Here is a 22111-nt window from a genome sequence, read left to right as displayed (position 1 = left end):
GTCGGCGATATATCGGGGGCTGTCGGTGGGAACGTAGGACCTGTCGGTGGCCTGTCGGTGGTTTGTCGGTGGCGTCCTTCACCTTGAGGACATGACGCGATTCGACAACAACCCCAGCCACGGCGACAACGCCGTAGAAGTACGGGGACTGGTCAAGCACTACGGCGAGACCAAGGCCCTCGACGGAGTCGACCTTGAGGTCAAGGAAGGCACCGTCCTCGGTGTCCTCGGCCCCAACGGCGCCGGCAAGACCACCCTCGTACGAGTCCTGTCCACCCTCATCCAGCCCGACGCGGGCTCGGCCTTCGTGGCCGGGTACGACGTCCTCACCCAGCCCCGCCAGCTGCGCCGCAAGATAGGGCTCACCGGCCAGTACGCCTCGGTCGACGAGAAGATCTCCGGCTTCGAGAACCTGTACATGATCGGGCGCCTGCTCGACCTGTCCCGGGCCGACTCCAGGCGCCGCGCCACCGAGCTCCTTGAGCGGTTCTCGCTCACCGACGCGGCCAAGCGCCCGGCGGGAACGTACTCCGGCGGTATGCGCCGCCGGCTCGACCTCGCGGCGTCCATGATCGGCCAGCCGGCCGTCCTCTACCTCGACGAGCCGACCACCGGTCTCGACCCGCGTACGCGGAACGAGGTGTGGAGCGAGGTCAAGCGCATGGTCGGCGAGGGCGTCACCGTCCTGCTCACCACCCAGTACATGGAGGAGGCCGAGCAGCTGGCCTCCGGCCTCACGGTCATCGACCGCGGCAAGATCATCGCCAGTGGCGGGATCGCCGAGCTCAAGGCCAAGGTCGGCGGCCGCACCCTGCGGATCCGCCCGGCCGACCCGCTGCAGCTCCGCGCGATCGCCACCGACCTGGACGACTCCGGTCTCACCGGGCTCGCCACGGCCACCGTGGACGCCGAGGCCGGCGCGGTCATCGTGCCCGTCCAGAGCGACGAACAGCTCACCGCCATCGTCGGCATGCTCGCCGCCCGCGGCTACGGCCTCGCCGACATCACCACCGAACTGCCCAGCCTGGACGAAGTGTTCCTGTCCATCACCGGCCAGAAGGCCAGTGCCCCGCAGGACGCCGCCCCCGTACTCGAGGAGGTCGCCGTATGAGCACCGCCACCCCCACGCTCGACGCGCCCGCCCTCCGCAAGGGCCAGGCCGACGGCAAGATCGGCCTGCGCGCCAACCTCCGGCACACCGGAGCCCTGGTCCGCCGCAATCTGCTGTGGATCAAGAACGACCCGGAGTCGATGTTCGACGCCATCCTGATGCCGGTCGTCTTCACCCTGCTGTTCGTGTACGTCTTCGGCGGGTCCATCGGCCAGTCGCTCGGCGGCGGCCAGGACCAGTACATCCAGTACGTGATCCCCGGCATGCTGGCGATGATGAGCATGAACATCGCCCAGGGAGTCGGCACCGGCTTCAACGAGGACTTCCACAAGGGCATCATGGACCGCTTCCGGTCCTTGCCGATCGGACGGGGCTCCGTACTGATCGCCAAGATCTCGGTGGAGCTCCTGCGGATGCTCATCGCCACCACGGTCCTGATGATCGTCGCCGCACTGGTCGGCTTCGACTTCACCAACTGGGCCGGTCTGTTCGCCGCGGTAGGCCTGTCCACCCTCTTCGGCTCGGCCGTGATGTGGATCTTCCTGGTGCTCGGTGTGACCATGAAGAACGCCCAGTCGGTGCAGGCCATGGGCTTCCTGGTGATGATGCCGCTGCAGTTCGGTTCGTCGATCTTCGCGCCGACCCAGTCGATGCCGGGCTGGCTGGAGTCCTTCACCAAGTACAACCCGATGTCGGGTCTCGCCGACGCGGCCCGCGGCCTGATGGTCGGCGGCCCGATCCAGCACGGCCTGATCGTGACGCTGGCCTGGACGGTCGGACTCACCGTGGTCATGGCGCCGATCGCCATCCGCAAGTTCACCAACAAGAGCTGATGGGCGCCAACCCCCAGACCTGATCCGGCGCCGAACGGATCGCGTCTGTGGCACCGGTCAGAACAACGCGGCGGCCTCTTCCAGGGAGAGGCCGCCGCCTTGTGCGTACGCACTGTCGTACGTCGCCTCGTCGAGCTCCGCGCGCACGGCCGCCTCGGCCATCGCGCGGTTCTCGCGTTCCTGCGGGGCGGCGAAGTGGCCCTCGGGCAGCAGCGTGTCGGCAGCACCCAGGCACCGGGCGCCGAGCAGGGCGCCTTCCGGCCCGCGGGATCCTGCCAACGCCCAGGCGGCATTGGTCAGTTGAACCGTCGGCAGATACGGCGCGATCATCAGGGACAGCGGATCGACAGCGCGCTCCACACCGGCCCGCACATGCTCGAGCGCCAGCTCGTGCTTGCCCTCCATGTTGTCCAGCCAGGCGAGCAGACCGAGGACGAAGCCCTCGAACATCACCGCGGGGCCGGAGCGGAACTGGTCCCGCATCTGCTCCAGTTGCTCCCGTGCCTCGGGTCCGCGATTGGTACGGCCGAGCCACAGCGCGAGATACATCCGGGCCGCCGGCAGCGCCTCGTTGGCGGCCGAGTCCTGGTCGGCGACCACCTCGCGGAGCAGACGCTCGCCCGTCTCGCCCTCGCCCGTCTCCAGGAGGATGCCCGCGTACCGCGCCTTGAGGACCGCTGCCTGAGTGGCCGCGCCGATCCGCTCCGCGTGGTCCATGCCCTGCCTGAAGTCCTCGCCCGCGCGCACGAATTCACCGCGCCGCTCCAGGGCCTCACCACGGGCGGACAGCGCCTCGGCCACGCCCCAGGCATCGCCGAGCTCGTGGAAGATCTCCAGCGCGGCGTCCGCGTCCCGGTCCGCCTCACCGGCCCAGTCGCTCCGGTTGGCCAGCACATTGGCCCGCATCTGCAGGGCTGCGGCCAGCTCCCAGCGGTAGCCGTACTCGCGGCAGGCGTCCACGGTCGCGTCGAGCATCGTCCGGATGTCGGTCGTACCACTGGTGAGCAGCACCGCGAAGAACCACAACGAGCCGGGCACCCAGCAGGTCTGCGGCAACCCGGGCCGGTAGGTGTCGACGATGCACTGCAGCCGCTCCATGCTCTTGGCCCCGGTCCAGTCGTCGCTCGTGTGGTCCATGGTGGCCAGCTGCATCAGGGCACAGCCGCGCCTGGCCTCCCACAGCTGGTCCTCGGCCATGGGCGGCGGCGCGTCCGTGCACCGCTCGCGCAGCGGCGGGGCCTGGCGGGCCGGGGGTGCGAAGGGGTCGGGGCCTAGCGCGGAGGCGGCGGTGGCCCAGTAGCGGGCCTCGGTGCGCTGGTCGCGCATCTGCCAGTACCAGCACAGCGACAGGACGAGGCAGAGCGCCTCGTGTTCGTCACGGGCGGCGGTGGCGCGGCGCAGGGCGGTGCGCAGGTTCTCGTACTCGACCTCGATCCGCTCGATCGCGGCCTGCTGCCCGGACCCGCGCAGCTCGGGGTCGGCGCGGCGGGCGAACTCCCGGTAGTGCACCAGGTGGGCGCGCTCGGCGGCGTCCCGGTCACCGGACTCGTCGAGCCGCTCCCCCGCGTATTCGGCGACGGTCTCCAGGAGCCGGTAGCGCATCTCGCCACCGGTCGAAGGCACGGCCACCGCAAGGGACTTGTCGATGAGGGAGCCGAGCAGGTCGGTGATGTCGCGGCGGTCGACGAACAGGTGGGCGTGGCAGGCGGGGTCGCCGTGCGGGGCGTGCGGGGCATCCGGGGCATCCGGGGCATCCGGGGCATCCGGGGCATCCGGGGCATCCGGGGCATCCGGGGCATCCGGGGCATCCGGGGCATCCGGGGCAGAATCAGCCCGTCCGGCGTTTGAGGACGAGCCCGAAGGGCGACTGGGGGGTCCGGGGCGGAGCCCCGTGAGCTCGGCAGCACGCCCTCCTCCTATCGGAGCACCCCCACATACCGCCTCCGCCGCCGCGAGGTCACTCCCGCCCGAGAAGACGGAGAGCCGGCGCAGCACCGCGCGCTCCGGCTCGTCGAGGAGGTCCCAGGACCAGTCGACGACGGCGCGCAGGGTCTGCTGGCGCGGCAGCAGGGTGCGGCTGCCGCTGGTGAGCAGGCGGAAGCGGTCGTCGAGGCGGTCGGCGATCTGGCGGGGGGTGAGCATCCGCAGCCGGGCCGCGGCCAGTTCGATGGCGAGCGGGAGTCCGTCGAGGCGGCTGCAGATCTCCGCGGCGGCCGCCGGGTCGTCCTCGATCCGGAAATCGGGGCGTGCGGCGGCGCCGCGCTCGGCGAACAGGCGCAGGGCCGCGGGCTCGGGCAGCGGGTCGAGGGGGCGGACCAACTCGCCCGGTACGCCCAGGGGTTCACGGCTCGTGGCCAGCACGGTGAGGCCGGGGCAGTGGGCCAGGAGGTGGTCGACGACGCGGGCGGCCGCCTCGACGACGTGCTCGCAGTTGTCGAGCAGGAGGAGCATGCGGCGGCGTGCGCAGTGCTCGGTGAGGCGTGTCATCGGGTCGTCGGCGCTGCGGTCGCCTGCCTGGCGGAGCTCTTCCGCGCCCGCGCCGAAGAGAACGGTCTGGCGGGCGCCCAGGGCGGTGAGGATCGCCTCCGGGATGGCCTCCGGGTCGGCGTCGGCGCTGACCGGGGCGAGTTCGGCGAGCCAGGCGCCGTCCGGCACCGGCAGTTCTTCCGCTGCCTCTTGCGAGAGCCTGGTCTTTCCAGCGCCGCCGGGGCCGAGGATCGTGACGAGCCTGGCGCGGCTCAGGTCTGCGCGGATGGCCTCGATGTCGGCCTCGCGACCCACGAAGCTGGTGAGGCGGGCTCGGAGGTTGCCGATCTTTTCCCCGCCCCGCCCCTTCCCGTAATCCTGCGGAGCTTTGCGCCCTCCGGGCGCGTCCTCAATCGCCGGACGGGCTGATTGATCAGGCCTCGCTTCTTCAGCCCGTCCGGCGATTGAGGACAAAGGGGGTCCGGGGGCGAAGCCCCCGAAGCCGTCCGCAGGACTTTCGGGAAGGGGCGGGGCGGGGGAAAGCAACTCGGCATGCAGAGAGCGGAGTTCGGGGCCAGGGTCCGCACCCAACCGGTCCGCGAGCAGAGCCCGTACCTCCTCGAACCCCGCCAACGCCTCGGCCGCACGGCCGGCGCCGCGCAGGGCCCGCAACCGCAACACCTGCAACGGCTCGTCCAGCGGGTGCGCATCGCACAGCGCCCCCAGCTCGGGCAGCACCTCCGAGGCCCGCCCCAGGGCGAGGAGCGCGGCGAGGCGGGTGCGGCGGGCGTCCAGGCGGCGGGTCTCCCAGCGCGCGGCCTCCGCGAGCCGGTCCGGCAGGTCGGCCAGGGCGGGCCCGTGCCACAGCGCGAGGGCCTCGTCCAGGACGGCCGAGGCCTTGACCGGATCGCCGTCCGCCAGCGCCCGCCCGCCCTCGGTGGCGAGGCGCTCGAAGCGGTGGACGTCCACGTCGTCCGGTGACGCGCACAGCCGGTAGCCGCCCTCGACGGAGTCCACCGCGCCATGCCCGAGCGAACGCCGCAGCCGCCCGATCAACGCCTGCAGCGCACCCGTCGCGTCGGCCGGCGGATCCCCGTCCCACACCTCGTCCACGAGCTGGGTGACCGGCACGGTCCGCCCGGCCCGCAGTGCGAGCACCGTGAGCAGCGCACGCAGCCGTGCCCCGCCGACGGGGACGGCCGTGCCGTCGGGTCGGAGGGCCTGGGTGGGGCCGAGCAAGCAGTAGCGCACCGGCCCATTGTCCCCGACACGGATGCGAGGGAACTCGCGCCCGAACACCCCACGTTCCCCCGATATGCCGGGTACGGTCGGGCACGCCCCCGCCGTACGACCGCCCCACCCCAGGAGCCCCGTCGCATGACCACCGCCATGAAGCGCAGCGACCGGCGTATCAGCCCCGTCTTCCTAGGGATCGTCGCCGTCGCGGCCGCGTCCGGCTGGGCCGCCTGGACCGGATTCGCGGACGACTGGAACACCTTCACGGACAACCCGGGTCTCGCCGTGTTCGTCTTCGTGACCGCGGCATGGATCGTCTCGCTCTGTCTGCACGAGTACGCGCACGCCGTCACGGCCCTGCACGGGGGTGACACCACGGTGGGGGCGAAGGGCTATCTGACCCTCAACCCGTTCAAGTACACCCATGTGCTGCTCAGCATCGTGCTGCCCGTCGCGTTCGTGATCATGGGCGGGATCGGTCTGCCGGGCGGCGCGGTCTTCATCGAGCGGGGCCGGATCAAGGGCCGCTGGCGGCACAGTCTGATCTCGGCGGCGGGGCCGCTGACCAACGTGCTGTTCGCGATCGCCTGCACCGCGCCGTTCTGGCTGGACGCGCTGGACGGGGTGCCGCCGATGTTCCGTTACGCCCTGGCGTTCCTCGCGCTGCTGCAGATCACGGCCGCGATCCTGAACTTCCTGCCGGTGCCGGGCCTGGACGGCTACGGCGTCATCGAGCCCTGGCTGTCGCCCCGGATCCGGCGCGAGCTGGCGCCGTTCGCCCCGTTCGGGCTGCTCGCGGTGTTCGGCGTGCTGTGGCTCGGGCCGGTGAACGAGGCGTTCTTCGACTGGGTCTACGCGATCCTCGAGCGCCTCGGCGTGGACGACTTCGACCAGTACTGCGGCAACAACTTCTACCGGTTCTGGAAGGACGCCAACCCGGTCTGCCTCAGGTAGCCCGCGAGGGAGTCCGCGTCAGGCGGTCGGCGCGGCGGTGGCCGCCGCCTTCTGGGCCTTCGCCCGCCGCACGTAGAACCACGTCATGTTCGACGAGAGCCCCGCGAGCAGCACCCACACGATGCCGAGGAAGCTGCCCTGGGCGAAGGACACCACGGCCGCGGCCACGGCGAGGACGCAGACGACGAGGGCGTACAGAGCGAGGCGGGGCATGGGGTCGGCTCCTGTCGGGGTACTGATGCGGTACGCCGTCCAGTGTCCCCCATGCCCCGATCGTGTTTATACGTCGGTCACCCGAAGCCCCGCATGGGCCTTGTAGCGGCGGTTCACCGAGATCAGGTTCGCCACCAGGGACTCGACCTGGTGGGCATTGCGCAGCCGGCCGGCGAAGACGCCCCGCATGCCGGGAATCCGCGCGGCCAGGGCCTGCACCAGGTCGGTGTCGGCGCGGGACTCGCCGAGGACCATGACGTCCGTGTCGATCTCCTCGACCGACTGGTCCTGGAGCAGCACCGCCGACAGGTGGTGGAAGGCGGCCGTGACGCGCGAGTCCGGGAGCAGGGCCGCGGCCTGCTCGGCGGCGCTGCCCTCCTCGGGCTTCAGGGCGTACGCGCCCTTCTTGTCGAAGCCGAGCGGGTTGACGCAGTCGACCACGAGCTTCCCGGCAAGGTCCTCGCGCAGGGATTCAAGGGTCTTGGCGTGCCCGTCCCACGGCACGGCGACGATCACGACGTCGCTGCGCCGCGCGCACTCGGCGTTGTCGGCGCCCTCGATGCCGAGGCCCAGCTCGTCGGCGGCACTCTGCGCGCGCTCGGCCGCGCGGGAGCCGATGATCACCTTCTGGCCGGCCCGGGCGAGCCGGTAGGCGAGGCCGCGGCCCTGGTCGCCGGTGCCGCCGAGCACGCCGACCACCAGGCCGGACACATCGGGGAGGTCCCAGGGGTCCTTCGCGGGGGCCTTGGCGGGAGCCTTCGTCACGTCATCATTCGCAGTCATACGGCGACGATACTTGCCGGTACGCCGCTGTTGAGTTCAGCCCAACTCTGCTAGCGGGATCCGGCGGAAGCTCACCGTCTCGTACGCGCCGAAGTCGCCGGTCTCGTACAGCAGGCCGACCGTCGAGGCGTCCAGGCGGACGAGATCGGAGTACGCGGCAGGCAGCCCGTCGACCGTGTGCGCGAGCCGCCACGTCGTCCCGCCGTCGGTGCTGGCCCGGATCGACATCAGCGCGCGGAAGTCTGGGTCCGCGGGGCCGGAGTACAGCAGCGGCCCGCCGTCCGGGAGCTGCAGCAGGGCGCCCTCCACCACCGGGCCGGTGAGGCCGGCCTGCGGGCGGAAGGGCTTGACCAGGCTCGCGCCGCCGTCGCGGGAGTGGGCGTCGGCGCGGGTGCCGGGTGCCGGGGAGTCGTTGCGGGCGTTGAAGTAGAGCCGCCCGTCGGGGAGTTCGGCGCCGGTGGTCTCGTTGACGTTGATGACGCCGTTGGTGTTGTCGTCGACGTAGCCGATCCGCCAGTTGGCGCCCCGGTCGTCGCTGAGCATGCTGTGGCCGCCGTTGTACTTGCCCTCGGTGCCGTTGTCCGTGCCGGTCGGCGGGAGCGAGTGGTTCGCCGGGACCACGACGCGGCCGCCGCCGCGCAGCTGCAGGGCGTGGCCCGGCGTCGTCGCGTACCAGCGCCAACTCGCCTTCTTCACCTGCCCGGTGATCTCGCGGGGGCTCGACCAGCTGAGGCCGTCGTCGTCGCTGTGGGTGAGCCAGACGCGGCGGCCGTCGGCGGCGGAAACCTGGCCGCGGCGGATCTTGTCCTCGGTGGCGGAGGCCGCGTTGCGGCAGTGGACGAGGAGGATGCGGCCGGTGTCGAGGACGACGGGGGCGGGGTTGCCCGCGAGGTGGTCGCCGTTGCGGGCGGCCACCTGGAGCGGGGACCAGGTGCGGCCGCCGTCCGTGGAGCGCTTGAGGACGATGTCGATGTTGCCGAAGTCCGCCTGGGAGCCGACCCGGCCCTCGCAGAAGGCGAGAACGGCGCCTTTCGCGCTGGTCACGACCGCAGGGATGCGGAAACTGGCGTATCCCTCGCGTCCCGCACGGAACGGCACGGACACTTCGCTCGTCATCGGATCCCCCAGAACCCCGTGAACGTACGCATCACACGTATGCATCAGTGGCCTCCACGGTCGCAAGGCGAACCGAACTCCAGGTGAACGGCGGGTCTCGGGCCTGCCGTCAACTCCCTTGCCCCGTAGCGCATTTGGTACAGATCCTTTTTGAATATGCCTTCGGCTTACCCGGCCCCCCGCCCTACTCTTGGAATTTCCGGGTCCGATGGGTGGCCCGGACACGGATGCCGGACGGGGGTGCGGCATGGCGAGTCCAGAGCTGCCCGACTCTGCGCTGAACACTGCGCGCAGGCTGCTCGCGAGCGGGCCTGGCGTGCTCGTCCTGTGGGGTGCGCCCGGGATCGGGAAGTTCACCCTCGCCGACCGGATCGCCAAGGCACTCATCGGCCCGGACGAGGACGAGAGTGACGCGCTGCGCCTGGAGATGCGACTGAACCCGGGGCGGACCGGGCACCGCTACGACTTCATGGAACTGCTGCGCGACCTGAAGGCCGATGTGGCCCAGCCGTGGAAGCTGGGCGACGAGGAACTGCAGCTGCTGTACCAGGAGTTGACCGAGGGCCCGCGGGTCGTGCTGCTGCTCGACGAGGTGGAGAGCTGGCGGCAGATTCCGCCGCTGCTTCCCGGCGGCCGGAACACCCTGGTGATCGCGTCCACCCGGCGGCCGCTGTCGGTGGACTCGGGGGATCTGCGGGTCGCGCAGTTCGCGGTGCAGGGCCCGGACCGCGCACAGAGCGAGGCGATCTTCCGCAGGGCCGCCACGCCGCGCTCCCCGGAACCCGGTCAGGTACGGGAACTCGTCGACGCCTGCGACGGACGGCCGCTCGCGCTCAAGCTGGCCGCCGGGATCTACGGCGCGCACCCGGAGTGGGACGCGAGCGAGGTCGCCCGGCGCATCGACCGGGCCGCCCCGCTCGGCGCCCGGCACGAGGACATCACCGGGAAACTGCTTCGCTGGGTGCACGAGGACCTGTCCGACGACGAGCGCGGCCTGTTCCAACTCCTCTCCCTGTCCACCCGGTCGACGGTGAACGCGCTGTTCGCCGCGACCCTGCGGGCCCTGCCCGGCAACGGCCGCGCCTCCTCCGAGCAGGTGGCGCGGGACGAGGCGGAGGGGCTGCTCCGCTCGCTGGCCCGACGCGGGCTGCTCGAACCGGAGGAGGACTGCCGGTACCGGCTGAGCCCGTCCGTGCAGCGCTTCTCGGCCCGCCAGCTGTCGCTGCACCAGGCGCACGGCGGGCCCTATCAAGGGGCCGCCGCCCAGCAGCAGTTGTTCAACGAGTTCCGCCGGCTCGTCGCCACCGTGCAGCCGCTGGTCGGCACCGAGGTGGCGACCGGTCCCGCGCGGGCCAACCCGGCGGATGTGGCGCAGTGGCTGCAGACCGAGAAGGGCACCCTCCTGGAGACCCTCCGGCGCGCGGGCCAGGACTCGCCGGAGCGGGTCGGCGAGGTCGCGGCGGATCTGTGCGACGCGCTGGTGCAGCTGCGGGAACGGCTCAGCCTCGCGATGCTCCACACCGTCGTCGACGACTTCGACGACGACGTACGGCGGATCGTGGAGCCCGCCGTGCAGATGTCACTCGGCATCCTCGACCGCAAGGAGGGGCATCTCGACGAGTCCCGGCGGCGGCTGCAGTGGGTCCGGGACCAATATGCCGAGAACGGGGACACCGTGGACGAGGCCAAGGCGCTGCGCCAGATAGGGGTGACGCTCTATCACAAGGGGGAACTCAGGACCGCGGTGCGCTATCTGCGGCGGTCGGCGGAGCTGCTCGAACAGGAGCAGCGGTGCGACGAACAGGCCTGGGTGTTACGGGTACTCGGCGCCGTGTACTGCGACAAGGGCAGACTCGGCGTGGCCGAGGAGACCCTGCGGCGCAGCGCCACGCTGCACCGCGAGCACGTCAATGTGCGGGGCGAGGCCTGGGCCCGGGTGTTCCTCGCCAACTGCCTGCTGTTGCGTGGCGAGTTGGACGGTGCGCGTACCGAGCTGGCCGTGGCGGAGCAGGGCTTCGACCGCACCGCCGACGCGTACGGCGCGGCGTGGGCGAAGCTGGTGCGGGGCCGGCTCCTTTGGCGCGGCGGCGACCGGACGGACGCCCTGACGCGGCTCCGGCTCAGCCGCGATGCCCACAACGGCCTGAACGAGCCGCTGGGGGCGGGCTGGGCGAGCCTGGAACTGGGGCGCTGCCACCGCGAGTTGGGCTCCGAGCAGACGGCCGGCGACGCACTGCGGCTCGCGGAGCAGCGCTTCACGGAGATGGGCAACCGCCTCGGGGTCGCCTGGGCGCAGTACGAGCGGTCGTTCCTGCCGGGCGCGACGGGGGTACGGGCGGTGCGGGAGCGGGCGGCCCGAGAGTTCGAGGTGTGCGGCGACCGGCTGGCGCACGCCGGGGCGATGCGTGAACTGGCGGCGCTCGATGGGGAGGCGGGGGCTGCGGGGACGGCAGGGGTAGCGGGGACTGCAGGGGTAACTGGGGCTCCAGCGACGGCAGGGACGGCCGGGGGCGCGGGGTCCTCAGGGATGGCGGGGACTCCAGGGTCCGCGGAGACGGCAGGGGTAGCTGGGGCTCCAGAGACGGCGGGGACGGCCGGGGCCTCGGGGACGGCCAGATCCGCAGGGCCCGCGGGGACTGCGGGGACGGCTGGGGCTCCTGAGACAGCGGGGACAGCCGGGGCCTCGGGGACGGCGACGCCTTCGGGGAGTTCCGGGAGTTCCGGGAGTTCCGGGAGCTCGGGGAGCTCGGGGAGCTCGGGGAGCTCGGGGAGCTCGGGGAGCTCGGGGAGCTCGGGGAGCTCGGGGAGCTCGGGGAGCTCGGGGAATGCCGGGAGCTCGGGGAATGCCGGGGCGTCGGCACCGAAGGGCATCCTCCCGATGGATCCCGGACCGGAGTCGCCCTGCCACGTGAGCGTGCACCTGGTGCCCTCGGCCAAGCCCGGCGAGCCGGTGCACGTCGGCACCAAGGCCAATCTGCGGGTCTCCGTCTACCTGGCGCTCCAGCTGCAGCGCACGCTCCAACAGGCGGGCGAGCAGGGCAAGTGCCGACTGCTCGCGATGGCCCCGCACGCACGGGTGATGCCGGACGCGCGGATCCTCGATCCGGCGTCCCTGGAGTGGCCGCTGCGCGCGGAGTTCAAGGTCGAGCGGGACGGGCCGGGCCTCCAGGAGCTGCGCTTCCTGGTGCTCAACGAGTCGGGCGGCACGCTGCTGCAGGAGGTCGAACTGCAGCTGGAAATGGGGGGCACCCATGAGTTACCAACATGACGACTTATCCGTCGACGAACTCCTCCTGCCGATCACGGAGCGCAAGGGTCCGCCGCCGCAGGACCTGCGGCCCGAGCACTTCGCGGTGGCCCAGCCGCGCGACCTGAACCTGGTGATCCGCGGCTGGAAGGACGACGACAGCGAGGAACCGCTCCGTTATACGTACGCACTCCTCGTCCCCGGCAAGGAGGCGCTGGTGGCCGACTCCGTCCTGGGCAGGCAAGTCCGGGGCGGCGCAGGCGAGTTGCGGAACACCTGGGACGAGACCGCCGCCGGTGACCTGCCGGCCAGCGTCTACAAGCCGGCGAACGGCAGCCCGGCCAAGCCGTTCCGCCTCGACACCCAGGTGGACCTCAGCCAGGTCGAGCCCTCGGTCATCTCGCGGATCTTCCAGAATCTGGTGTTCGCGGGCCGGGCCGCGTTCCGGACCATGTTCGCGCCGCACTTCGACCACATCAGGATGGGTCTCCTGGTCAAGGAGCTGGTGCGGCTGCTGCGCGAGCGCGAGTGCGTCATGACGATCTGGTCCAACCAACTGGCCGCCCCCTGGGCCCTGTTGTGCCTGCCGGACGCCGGGGACCTGGCGCGCACCCGGTACGACACCACGCCCGAGCAGTGGGGCGCCCGTTTCTGGGGCTACCGGCATCTCATCGAGCACCGTGGCGACGAGTGGTGCGAGTCGGTGTCCGCCAAGATCCAGGTGGCGCAGGAGCGGCCGCTCGCGGGAGCGGTCGTGGACACCGGCCTGCCGCAGTCCCACCGGGACTTCCTGGGCCGGCTCCAGGGCCTCACGGAGCTCACCACCTGTACCGACGCGGAGGCCTTCAAGCGGCTCCTGCACGCCGACACCTTCGACCGGCACGTCGTCTACATCTGCTGCCACGGCCGGGTGAACGGCTCGGGCACCGCCCAGTTCGTGATGCGCTCGGCGGAGCCGGACATGCACCACTTCCAGCTGTCCGACGTCTACGACGGCATCGCGGGCGGCCCCGGCGACGAGGCCGCCCTGCACGCCCTCTGCGGCCGGGCCCACCTCCTGGGCAGCCCGCTGCTGTATCTGAGCGTGTGCCGCAGCGGCGACTTCACCTCGCCGGGCGGCGGTTCGGTGGGCGAGGCACTGGTGGGGCTCGGCGCGTCCTGCGCGGTGGCTCCCGAGGTCGTCCTGCCCAAGGAGCTCGCGGCCTTCCACGCCGGGGAGTTCTTCCCGGCGTTCCTGTCCGGCGAGGTCACGGCGGGCTTCCAACTACGCGAGATAGGCCGCGAGTTGATACGTCGGATGTGGAACCCGTTCGGCCTGATCTACTCCGTCAAGGGCCGCTTCGACGCCCGCCTCTCGTACGCGGGTGTCCGCCGGGTACTCCCGGGACCGGGCCGCACCCACCCGGCGGAGGGCGACCTGACCAGCACCGAGGGCGGCTGACCATGCCGGACACGCCCGCACCGGGGCCGCAGGCACCCACGCCGGACCCGGCGGCACCCACGCCCGAGCCGGCGGCACCCATGCCCGAGGTGGTGACCCTCGACCTCGACGACGACGGGTTCCTCACCCACCCGGACCACGGCGGCCCGGTGCACGGCCGCGCCCTGCCCGGCGTCCTGGACTCCGCCCTGCACATCCCCCGTACGACGACGGACATCGTGGTCTTCGCGCACGGCTGGCGCACCCCGCCCGACCAGGCCCTGTCCGGTACCCGCCGCCTGGCCGCCGACTCCGAACGGCTCCTCGCCCGCAACCACCCGGGCAAGCTCTATCCCGCGCTGCCCGAGCACCACGGCGCGTACTGGATCGCCGTGCGCTGGAAGTCCGAGGCGGGCTACCGCAAGGCCCGCGCCCGCGCCCACTCCGCGGCCACCCAGGGTCATGCCGCCGATGTGCTGACGGCGCTGCTCGGCTACTTCGACCGGCACCGCACCAAGCCGGCCGGGGCGGAGGTCTGGCAGAACGCGGCCGGCCAGTACCTGCACTGCGTGGGCCACTCCTTCGGCGGCCGCTTCCTGTGCCAGGCCGTCCAGGAGGCCGGTCCCGACCGCGCGGCCAAGCACGTCTGGTACGGCCCGGTACGGCGCGACCCCCGCTACCCGCACACGGTCGACAGCCTCCTGGTCTTCCAGATGGCCGCCCGCCCCGACGTCTTCGCCCCCGGGGGCACCTTCGCCCCGCTCCTGGCCGACGCCCCGATCAGCGGCCCGGTCACCCTCACCCACTCGGGCCGGGACCGGGCGACGGGCCTCGCGCATCTGCTCGCCGAACGCCGGCGCGGCATCGGCACGGTGGGCGTACGCCGCGGCGAGGACGTACACCGCGTAGACCTGCACGCACCAGAAGTCCCTTACACGGAACAGGACTTGAAGCACGCCTTGGTGAACGTCGACGCGAGCAAGCTCTTCCGCGGCGACTTCTGGTCGGCGACGGGCGGCCACTCCGACATCTGGCACCCGCACTCCGCGCATCTGCTCCTGAGCCTGATGGACCACGCGCGAGAGGCGGTACGCGGCTGACGCATGGCCTCCGAAGTGGCCGATGTGGCGGTACCGGCCGGACGCGGCGCGGATTTGCGGCAAGATGCCGAGCCATGGACGCCGTACGGGTCGCGCTCCTTCGCGAAGTGCTCGCCGGAACCCAGTGGTTGGGGGCGACGCGGCGCTTCGCGGGCGCCCTGCGCGCCGGCGTGGTGCCGCACGGCGGGGGGCTGCTCCTGGTCGGCACCGAGGCGTACGAGCCGTGGCACCTGGCCGCGCACCTGGTGGACGAGGCCGCCTGGTCCGGCACCCCCGAGCTGACGCCCACGCTGGTCCGGCACCAGGTCCTGCCGGGCGAGCCCGCGCATCTGTCGGTCGGGCTCGGCCGCATCGAGGCGGCGCGGCGGGGCGAGACCCTGCTCGTCGTGGCGCCGGACGCGCCCGGGGCCGGGCTCCTTGAGCGGGTGCACGACGCCCGGCGGGCGGGGGCGACGGTGTTCGCGCTGGACGGCGGGGATCGCGACCTCGCGTCGCTGGCCCACGAGGCGCTGAGCGTGGCTCCGCCCGAGCCGGGGATGGCGGCGGAGCTGGACCTGGACACGGTCCAGCACCTGGTCAGTGCGGCGGCCGGGGAGAACACCCTGCCGGTCGCTCCGCGGGGGCGGGGGCGGCGGGGGTTTCGGGACCGGCTGTCCCGGCTCGCCGATCAGCTGACGGCGCCGCCGCCCGCGCGGTGGTGAATGCCCGCTAGCTGTTGGACTCGCCGTCCTTGTCATGCCACTTCGGGTCGTTCTCCCACTCCAGGTTCCGCACCTGCGCGGTCTCCATCGCCCGCTGGGCCTCCTCGCGGGAGGCGTACGGGCCGAATCTGTCCTTGCCGGGGCACTCGGGCCCCTCCTCGACCTTCTTGTGCTCCAGGCAGTAGAACCACTCGCCCGGCTTGCCGACCGTGCGCCGCTTGAACAGGGCCATCCCGGCCTCCCTCGCATAGAGCTTCACCTGGAGCTCTCGCACAGAGCTTCCGTCGCCATCGTGCCCCAGACCCGCTGGATACACTCACCCGTATGTCTGGCCAGTCGCTGCTCGTACCAGGGGAGCTCTCTCCCATCCGTTCCGTCCCCGGAAACATCCGGCGTCCCGAGTACGTGGGCAAGCCCGCGCCCACGCCGTACTCCGGACCCGAGGTGCAGACCCCCGAGACCATCGAGCTGATGCGGATCGCCGGGCGGATCGCGGCGCAGGCCATGGAGGAAGCCGCCAAGCACATCGCGCCCGGCGTCACCACCGACGAGCTGGACCGGGTCGCCCACGAGTTCATGTGCGACCACGGCGCCTACCCCTCGACGCTGGGCTACCGCGGCTTCCCGAAGTCGCTCTGCTCCTCCGTCAACGAGGTCATCTGCCACGGCATCCCCGACTCCACGGTGCTGCGGGACGGCGACATCGTGAACCTGGACGTCACCGCGTACATCAACGGCGTACACGGCGACAACAACGCCACCTACCTGTGCGGCGACGTGGACGACGAGTCCCGCCTCCTGGTCGAGCGGACCCGCGAGGCCACCACCCGCGCGATCAAGGCCGTGAAGCCGGGCCGCCAGATCAACATCATCGGCCGGGTCATCGAGTCGTACGCCAAGCGCTTCGGTTACGGCGTCGTCCGCGACTTCACCGGCCACGGCATCAACTCGTCCTTCCACTCCGGGCTGATCGTCCCGCACTACGACAGCCCGCACGCCACGACCATGATCCAGCCGGGCATGACCTTCACCATCGAGCCGATGCTGACGCTCGGTACCCACGAGTACGACATGTGGGAGGACGGCTGGACCGTGGTGACCAAGGACAGGAAGCGGACCGCGCAGTTCGAGCACACACTGGTGGTGACCGACACGGGGGCGGAGATCCTTACGCTCCCCTAAGCAGTCGGCGAGTTAGCGTTTTACCGACAGGACGTCGGGAACCCATTGACTTAGGCATGCCTAAGTAGCAAGATCAGTGGTGGTTTCCTGCCCGCTCGGCTTCGGAGGTCCCCGTGGACACCGCGCTCACCTCGTTCTCCACGCTCATTCGTACGGCGTCCCATGAACAGCACACCGAGGCCGAGACCTCGACGTTCATGAGCGACCTGCTCGGCGGCAAGCTCGGCGTGGACGCGTACGCGCGCTACACCGAGCAGCTGTGGTTCGTGTACCGGGCGCTGGAGGCCGGTGCCGCCTCGTTGAAGGACGACCCGGTCGCGGGTCCGTTCATACAGCCCGAGCTGATGCGGGTCGCGGAGCTGGAGCGCGATCTGGCGCATCTGCGCGGGCCGTCCTGGCAGGACGGGCTCACCCCGCTCCCCTCGACGGCGGCGTACGCGGCCCGCGTGGAGGAGTGCGTGCGGAGCTGGCCCGGCGGTTATGTGGCGCACCACTACACGCGCTACCTCGGGGACCTCTCCGGGGGCCAGATCATCCGGGACAAGGCCGAGAAGACGTGGGGGTTCTCTCGCAAGGGCGATGGTGTGCGCTTCTACGTCTTCGAGGGGATCGGCAATCCGGCGGCGTTCAAGCGGACCTATCGGGAGCTGCTGGACGCGGTGTCGGTGGACGACCTGGAGAAGCAGCGCATCGTGGACGAGTGCAAGAACGCTTTCGCTCTGAATACGGCCGTGTTCCGGGAGCTGGGGCAGGAGTTCCCGCTGTCGGCGTGAGGGACCTTTTCCCCCACCCCGCCCCTTCCCGAAATCCTGCGGAGCTTTCCGCCCTGCGGGCGGTGTCCTCAAGCGCCGGACGGGCTGACTTTGTCAGCCCGTCCGGCGCTTGAGGACAATCTTTGAAGCCGGCGGCAGCAGCCCCTACGCCAACACCACCCGACCACCGATCTCGATCAGCCCGTCCGGCCCGGGCGCCGTAAGAATCTGGGACCCCATCCCCTGGGTGATGTTGAGCGCCCGGCCCAGCTCATGGGTCAGGAGAAGCGCCGCCGCCCCGGTCGCCTCATCCTCGTCGATCCCGTCCCCCCGGCCAGGGAACCCCCGGGCCCGAACCCGCCCAGCGGCCTCGTCCTGCCAAGCCCAGGCATAGACCCACTCCCCCGGCGCCGGAACGGCAAGCGCGTCCACCTCCTCCGGCGAGCCGTACTGACGCAACGTACGAGCAGGAGCCCAAGAAGCGCGCGCGGCGATCCAGCTGAACTCTCCGTCCTGCCGGGCGGTCACCACCCCGGCGGGCGTGACCAGTTCGGGCAGATCGAGCAGCCACGCCGAACCCACACACGGATGTCCCGCGAAGGGCAGCCGGAGCCCCGGCGTGTAGATGTCGATGACCCCGCGCTCGTCGTCGTCCACGAACACGGTCTCGCTGAAGCCGAGTCGGCGGGCCACCTCCTGCCGGGCCGGGACGCCCGGCACCGTGGCACCGTCCCGGATCACGCCGAGCTTGTTGCCGTGCCGGCCGTCGGGGCCACAGAAGACGCGGAGTACATCAAGCCCCGCCACATTCGGAGAAGTCACCGGCGCATTCAAACACCAGGGGGCGGACCCGACCGGGCCCGCCCCCGAGGAATCAGCGCCCGGCCCTACTCGGCCGAAGCCGCACCCTGCCGCCGACGAGCCGCGAACACCACGCCCGCCCCGGCCGCGGCAACGATCCCCGCGGCACCGAGCAGCGCCCCGGTCGGCGCGCTCGATCCCGTCGAGGCGAGCGAGCCGGAGCCGCCCACCGAGCCGCCGACGGAGCCGCCACCCGTGGTGCCGGAGCCGCCCGTGGTGCCCGGACCGCCGGAGGAGGAGCCCGGCAGCTGCGCGTCCTCGGACAGGGAGAGCGCGACCGTCAGCGGGTCGATCGGGTCGCCCTCCTTGTACATGGACCCGGTCGTGTCATTGGCGAACTGCTCCGCGCCCTCGGCGGTGAAGGCGGCCGGCACCTTCTTGAGCAGGACCACGTCGTTCTTGGCGGTGTACGACGCCTTCGAGAGGTCGAGCGTGGCGAAGGTGACGTCGTCGTTGGTGCCCTTGGCCGTCGTGACGTCGGCGACCAGGATGCCCTTCTTGCCCGCCGCCTCGATCTTGAGGTCGCTCAGCTTGATGTCGATGCCGTGCGCCTTGTAGAGGAACCGCACGCTGCCGCCGAAGGAGGCGTCCAGCTCCTTGTCGGTGACGTTCAACTGACCCTTGGAGTAAGGGAATTCATAGCCGGCGCTGATCTTCTTGGCACCGCCCGCGGTCTTCACCTCGCCACCGCTCGCGATGTACTTGCGGAAGGACTCCTTCATGCCCCAGGAGAGCTTGCCGCTCAGGACCTTGACGTCCTTGCCGGGCGCGCCCGAAGGGTCCGACGTCGGCTTGTCGGTCGGCTCGTCGGTGGGCGTGGGGGTCGGCTTGTCCGTGGGCGTGGGCGTCGGGGTCGGCTTGTCCGTAGGGGTCGGATCCGGCGTCGGGGTGGTGGGCTTGCCCTGGACGGCGGTCAGCGGGTCGCCCGCGGCACCCTCGTAGCTCGGGCTGCCGAGCGTGTCGGCGGCCTCCTTGGTGAGCTTGGTCGCCATGTCCTTCATGTCGCGCGAGACGGTGACCTCGGCGAGCGGCACGTCCTGCGTGGCCGTGCCGTTCTTGACGACGTCCGCGGTGACCTTGCCCGCGGCGCTGTCGAACTGGACGTCCGACAGCGTGATGTCGAAGCGGTGCAGCGACGACTTGAAGTTCACGCCGCCCTTGAAGGCCAGGTCGACGGTGTGCTTCTCGCTGTCGTACGTTCCCGCGCCCGAGAAGAAGGTGAAGGCGCCGTTGTTCTCCGCCTGCTTGGCGCCGTCGCTCACAGCGACGGTGCCGGCCGCCATGCCGGTGACGTAGTCACGGAAGGACTTCTTGATGCCCCACGTCAACTCATAGTCCTTCAGCGGCACTTCGGCCGCCGAGGCGGGCCCGATGGCCACAGCGGTGGCGCCGAGGGCGACCGCCGTGGCGATGGCGGCGGCGAAGGTTATGGGGCGGCGGGCAGAAGACATCGTCGGGGATCTCCTAGACGGAAAAGTGAAATCGGATGGGGAAGTTCAAAGAACTCGGGGAAGTTCGAAGAACTCAGATCTGGGCGGTACGCCGCTTGCGCACGACCCCGAAGGCGACACCGGCCGCGAGCAGCACGGCGACGCCGATGCCGATGCCGATCGGCAGGGCAGGCGAGGACGAGGACGACGCGGCGGCCTCGGTCTTGGGCTCGGCCTTCTTCTCCGGCTCGGCGGCGGGCTCGGCGGCCGAGCCCAGGTCGGGCAGCGCCGGCAGCTTCGCGTCGCCGTCGAGGGCGACGGCGAGCGAGACGGGGTCCATCTCGGTGCCGGCCTTGTACATGTCGTTGAAGGCCTTCGCGCCTTGCTTCGTCAGCTCGGCCGGCGCCTCGGTGACGCTCACCAGGCCGTCGGCGGGCCCCAGCTGCTTCGCCGCGAAGGTGACGATCGGGGCCCGCTCCTCCTTGGTGCCGGGCGCGGTGACATCGGCGTACAGCGTGCCCTTGCCGGCCTCGACGACCACCGCGATCCTGCTCAGTGCGACATCGAGGCCGTGCTTGCCGGTGAAGCGGACGCTGCCCTTGAAGTCGGCGTCGAGCTGCTGCTTCTTTTCGTCGTACGTTCCCGAGCCCGCGGGGAAGCGGAAGAGTGCCCCGCCGTCCTGGGCCCCGGCGGACAGGGTCCACTTGCCCTTGGCGATGGATCCGGTGACGTACTCACGGAACGTACGCCGCACTCCCCAGTCCACGGCGGCGTCCTCGATCCGGCCGTCCGCCTTGTCCTTGGAGTCCTTGGAGTCCTTGCCGTCGGGCTTCTTGGACGGCTTGTCGTCCGGCTTCGAGGAGTCGGCCGCGAGGTCGGTGGAGAGGCTGACCGGGTCGAGCGGGGTGCCCGCCGCGTAGTACCCGGCGAAGGCCTTGGCGCCCTGCGAGGTGAGGGTTGCGGGGATGTTCGTGAGGGCGATCGGTCCCGAGCCGCCCTTCATGTTGATGCCGGAGAGGTTCAGCGCGGCGAGCGGCACCTGGGCGGTCGAGGTGACCTTGCCGGTGCCCTTGTCCTTGCTGACCATGTCCGCGTAGAGCGTCCCGGAGCCGCCGGAGATCTTGACGTGCGGGCGGCTGACGGTGAGGTCCAACTCGTTGGTGCCGTCGGCCTTCTTGTGCCCGGTGAAGCGCACCCCGCCCGAGAAGGCGGCGTCGAAGGCGCCGCTGTCCGGGCTGTACGAGCCGGTGGCCGAGTGGAAGCGGAAGAGGCTGCCGCCGGCCGTGGCGGCGCCGCCCTGGAGGGTGTAACTCCCCTTGGCTATGGGCCCGGTGACGTAACTCTGGAACGAGGACTTGATGCCCCAGTCGAGCCTGCCGCCCTGCACCGTACGGTCCGCGGCCGCGGCGGTGGCGGCCGGGAGGAGGGCCCCCACGAGCGCCGCGAAGCCGAGCACGACGCCTGCGCGGGTGGCCCGCCTCGACGAAGAAACGGACAGCATCGGTCCCCCTCCAAGGTCTGATCGACGGGTCTAGCTAATGAGGTAAGGCTAACCTAAACTATGCTCCGACCTGGGCGGAACCCCTCCGCCCCAGGAAGCCCCAGGAAGTCCCTGGAAGTGACCTCAGCCCCGCGCTGCGGCCTCAACTGCACGACAGGACGGTGGAATCGAGTGGCTCGGGTGCGCTTCTCTCATCGGGCCGGCGCACTGATCGCCGTGCTCTGCCTCTCGCTCACCGGCTGCGGAAGCGACTCGGGCGACTCGGGTGACTCGGGCAAGGGCGGACAGAACGCCGCGAACGGGAAGGAGGCGGTGGACCGGGTCGAACCCCTCGCGGCCTCGGCCCCGAAGCCGAAGCTCCCCGTGACGGTCGACTCCGCCGACGGCAAGAAGGTGACCGTCAAGTCGACCGACCGGATCGTGCCGCTCACCGGCAGCCTGAACGAGATCGTCTTCACCCTCGGTCTCGGCAAGCAGGTCGTGGCCCGCGACATCACCGCCACCTTCGAACAGGCCGACAGACTGCCGGTAGTGACACGTGGTCACGACGTCTCCGCCGAGAGCGTGCTGTCCCTGAAGCCGACGGTCGTCCTCGCCGACACCTCCACCGGTCCCGCCGAGGCCATCGACCAGATACGTGACGCGGGCATCCCGGTCGTCGTGGTCGAGCCCGCGAAGAGCCTCGACGACGTGGGCACCCGCATCGAAGAGGTGGCCCACACCCTGGGCGTCGACAAGGCGGGCGAAGAACTCGAGCAACGTACGCAGGAACGCATTTCGGCGGTCCAGAAGAACATCCCGAAGCCCAAGGACGGCAAGAAGCCGCGCGTCGCCTTCCTGTATCTGCGCGGCTCGGCCTCCGTCTACCTGCTCGGCGGCCGCGAATCCGGCGCGGGCTCCCTGCTCGAAGCGGCCGGCGCGATCGACGCGGGCGCCGAGTCGGGCCTGCAGAAGGACTTCACGGCGATCACCAGCGAGGCGCTCGCCAAGGCCGCGCCCGACGCGATCCTCGTGATGACCAAGGGACTTGACTCGGTCGAAGGGATCGACGGCCTGGCCAAGATCCCGGGCGTCGCGGAGACCCCGGCGGGCATGGACCGTCGCGTCGTGTCGATCGAGGACGGCATCCTCCTCAACTACGGGCCGCGCACCGACCAGGTGCTCGAGTCCCTGGTGGACCAGCTGTATCCGGGGGACAAGTGACC

Annotated in this window: 18 protein-coding genes; 10 read left to right on the top strand and 8 right to left on the bottom strand. The window is 71.0% G+C overall.

The window, feature by feature from the left end:
• The first annotated feature begins 91 nt into the window (after nt 1-91).
• Together OG430_RS34415 and OG430_RS34410 are read left to right on the top strand one after the other, a co-directional pair.
• Entirely contained in the window at nt 92-1111 is a 1020-nt protein-coding gene (locus OG430_RS34415) for an ATP-binding cassette domain-containing protein (RefSeq protein WP_327356550.1), read from the top strand.
• On the top strand, nt 1108-1944 hold the full coding sequence (locus OG430_RS34410; RefSeq protein ID WP_327356549.1) for an ABC transporter permease: 837 nt from the start codon (nt 1108-1110) through the stop codon (nt 1942-1944). The genes OG430_RS34415 and OG430_RS34410 overlap by 4 nt, the downstream gene beginning before the upstream one ends.
• A gap of 57 nt (nt 1945-2001) precedes the next feature.
• Here OG430_RS34410 and OG430_RS34405 read toward each other — a convergent pair whose 3' ends face one another.
• Nucleotides 2002-5661, bottom strand: a complete 3660-nt coding sequence (locus OG430_RS34405; RefSeq protein WP_327356548.1) for an AfsR/SARP family transcriptional regulator — start codon at nt 5659-5661, stop codon at nt 2002-2004.
• 126 nt (nt 5662-5787) lie between these two features.
• On the opposite strand from OG430_RS34405, the gene OG430_RS34400 reads away from it, so the two are divergent.
• On the top strand, nt 5788-6600 hold the full coding sequence (locus tag OG430_RS34400; RefSeq protein WP_327356547.1) for a site-2 protease family protein: 813 nt from the start codon (nt 5788-5790) through the stop codon (nt 6598-6600).
• An 18-nt stretch (nt 6601-6618) separates the two neighbouring features.
• Here the strand turns inward: OG430_RS34400 and OG430_RS34395 are convergent, their stop codons facing one another.
• From OG430_RS34395 to OG430_RS34385, 3 genes are all read right to left on the bottom strand, one after another.
• A complete protein-coding gene (locus tag OG430_RS34395) occupies nt 6619-6813 on the bottom strand; it encodes a hypothetical protein (protein WP_327356546.1) in 195 nt (64 codons plus the stop codon).
• 66 nt (nt 6814-6879) lie between these two features.
• Nucleotides 6880-7596: an NADPH-dependent F420 reductase gene (gene npdG / locus OG430_RS34390; RefSeq protein ID WP_327356545.1), complete on the bottom strand. Its 717-nt coding sequence runs from the start codon at nt 7594-7596 to the stop codon at nt 6880-6882.
• 36 nt (nt 7597-7632) lie between these two features.
• On the bottom strand, nt 7633-8712 hold the full coding sequence (locus OG430_RS34385) for a sialidase family protein (RefSeq protein WP_327356544.1): 1080 nt from the start codon (nt 8710-8712) through the stop codon (nt 7633-7635).
• 247 nt (nt 8713-8959) lie between these two features.
• Between OG430_RS34385 and OG430_RS34380 the strand changes: the two genes are divergently transcribed.
• The 4 genes from OG430_RS34380 to OG430_RS34365 all read left to right on the top strand — a co-directional run bounded on the left by OG430_RS34380 (nt 8960) and on the right by OG430_RS34365 (nt 15180).
• Nucleotides 8960-11980 carry a tetratricopeptide repeat protein gene (locus tag OG430_RS34380; protein ID WP_327356543.1) on the top strand — a complete coding sequence of 1007 codons (3021 nt, stop codon included), beginning with the start codon at nt 8960-8962 and terminating at the stop codon, nt 11978-11980.
• Nucleotides 11964-13400, top strand: a complete 1437-nt coding sequence (locus OG430_RS34375; RefSeq protein WP_327356542.1) for a hypothetical protein — start codon at nt 11964-11966, stop codon at nt 13398-13400. The genes OG430_RS34380 and OG430_RS34375 overlap by 17 nt, the downstream gene beginning before the upstream one ends.
• A 2-nt stretch (nt 13401-13402) precedes the next feature.
• On the top strand, nt 13403-14479 hold the full coding sequence (locus OG430_RS34370) for a hypothetical protein (protein ID WP_327356541.1): 1077 nt from the start codon (nt 13403-13405) through the stop codon (nt 14477-14479).
• A 74-nt stretch (nt 14480-14553) separates the two neighbouring features.
• Nucleotides 14554-15180 (top strand): hypothetical protein, encoded by a 627-nt coding sequence (locus OG430_RS34365; protein ID WP_327356540.1) that lies wholly within the window; start codon nt 14554-14556, stop codon nt 15178-15180.
• Nucleotides 15181-15187: 7 nt separating this feature from the next.
• On the opposite strand, the gene OG430_RS34360 is transcribed toward OG430_RS34365, so the two are convergent.
• The gene (locus OG430_RS34360; RefSeq protein WP_327359344.1) at nt 15188-15412 is read right to left on the bottom strand and encodes a hypothetical protein; all 225 of its coding nucleotides are present in this window, start codon (nt 15410-15412) and stop codon (nt 15188-15190) included.
• A 92-nt stretch (nt 15413-15504) separates the two neighbouring features.
• Here OG430_RS34360 and map point away from each other — a divergent pair, with 92 nt between their 5' ends.
• Complete coding sequence (gene map / locus OG430_RS34355) at nt 15505-16362, top strand: type I methionyl aminopeptidase (RefSeq protein ID WP_327356539.1); 858 nt, start codon at nt 15505-15507, stop codon at nt 16360-16362.
• A 113-nt stretch (nt 16363-16475) separates the two neighbouring features.
• Nucleotides 16476-17135 carry a biliverdin-producing heme oxygenase gene (locus OG430_RS34350; RefSeq protein WP_327356538.1) on the top strand — a complete coding sequence of 220 codons (660 nt, stop codon included), beginning with the start codon at nt 16476-16478 and terminating at the stop codon, nt 17133-17135.
• 144 nt (nt 17136-17279) lie between these two features.
• On the opposite strand, the gene OG430_RS34345 is transcribed toward OG430_RS34350, so the two are convergent.
• The 3 genes from OG430_RS34345 to OG430_RS34335 all read right to left on the bottom strand — a co-directional run bounded on the left by OG430_RS34345 (nt 17280) and on the right by OG430_RS34335 (nt 20906).
• Complete coding sequence (locus tag OG430_RS34345; protein WP_327359343.1) at nt 17280-17921, bottom strand: PhzF family phenazine biosynthesis protein; 642 nt, start codon at nt 17919-17921, stop codon at nt 17280-17282.
• A gap of 80 nt (nt 17922-18001) precedes the next feature.
• On the bottom strand, nt 18002-19426 hold the full coding sequence (locus tag OG430_RS34340; RefSeq protein WP_327356537.1) for an HtaA domain-containing protein: 1425 nt from the start codon (nt 19424-19426) through the stop codon (nt 18002-18004).
• 73 nt (nt 19427-19499) lie between these two features.
• Nucleotides 19500-20906: an HtaA domain-containing protein gene (locus OG430_RS34335; RefSeq protein WP_327356536.1), complete on the bottom strand. Its 1407-nt coding sequence runs from the start codon at nt 20904-20906 to the stop codon at nt 19500-19502.
• Between the two features lie 180 nt (nt 20907-21086).
• Here OG430_RS34335 and OG430_RS34330 point away from each other — a divergent pair, with 180 nt between their 5' ends.
• The gene (locus OG430_RS34330; protein ID WP_327356535.1) at nt 21087-22109 is read left to right on the top strand and encodes a heme/hemin ABC transporter substrate-binding protein; all 1023 of its coding nucleotides are present in this window, start codon (nt 21087-21089) and stop codon (nt 22107-22109) included.
• Nucleotides 22110-22111: the final 2 nt, after the last annotated feature.

Origin of the sequence: Streptomyces sp. NBC_01304, from assembly GCF_035975855.1 — a bacterium.
In the GTDB taxonomy this organism is placed as follows: domain Bacteria; phylum Actinomycetota; class Actinomycetes; order Streptomycetales; family Streptomycetaceae; genus Streptomyces.
The sequence above is the reverse complement of the archived record's forward strand: the minus strand, read 5'-3'. Positions and strand labels throughout refer to the sequence as shown.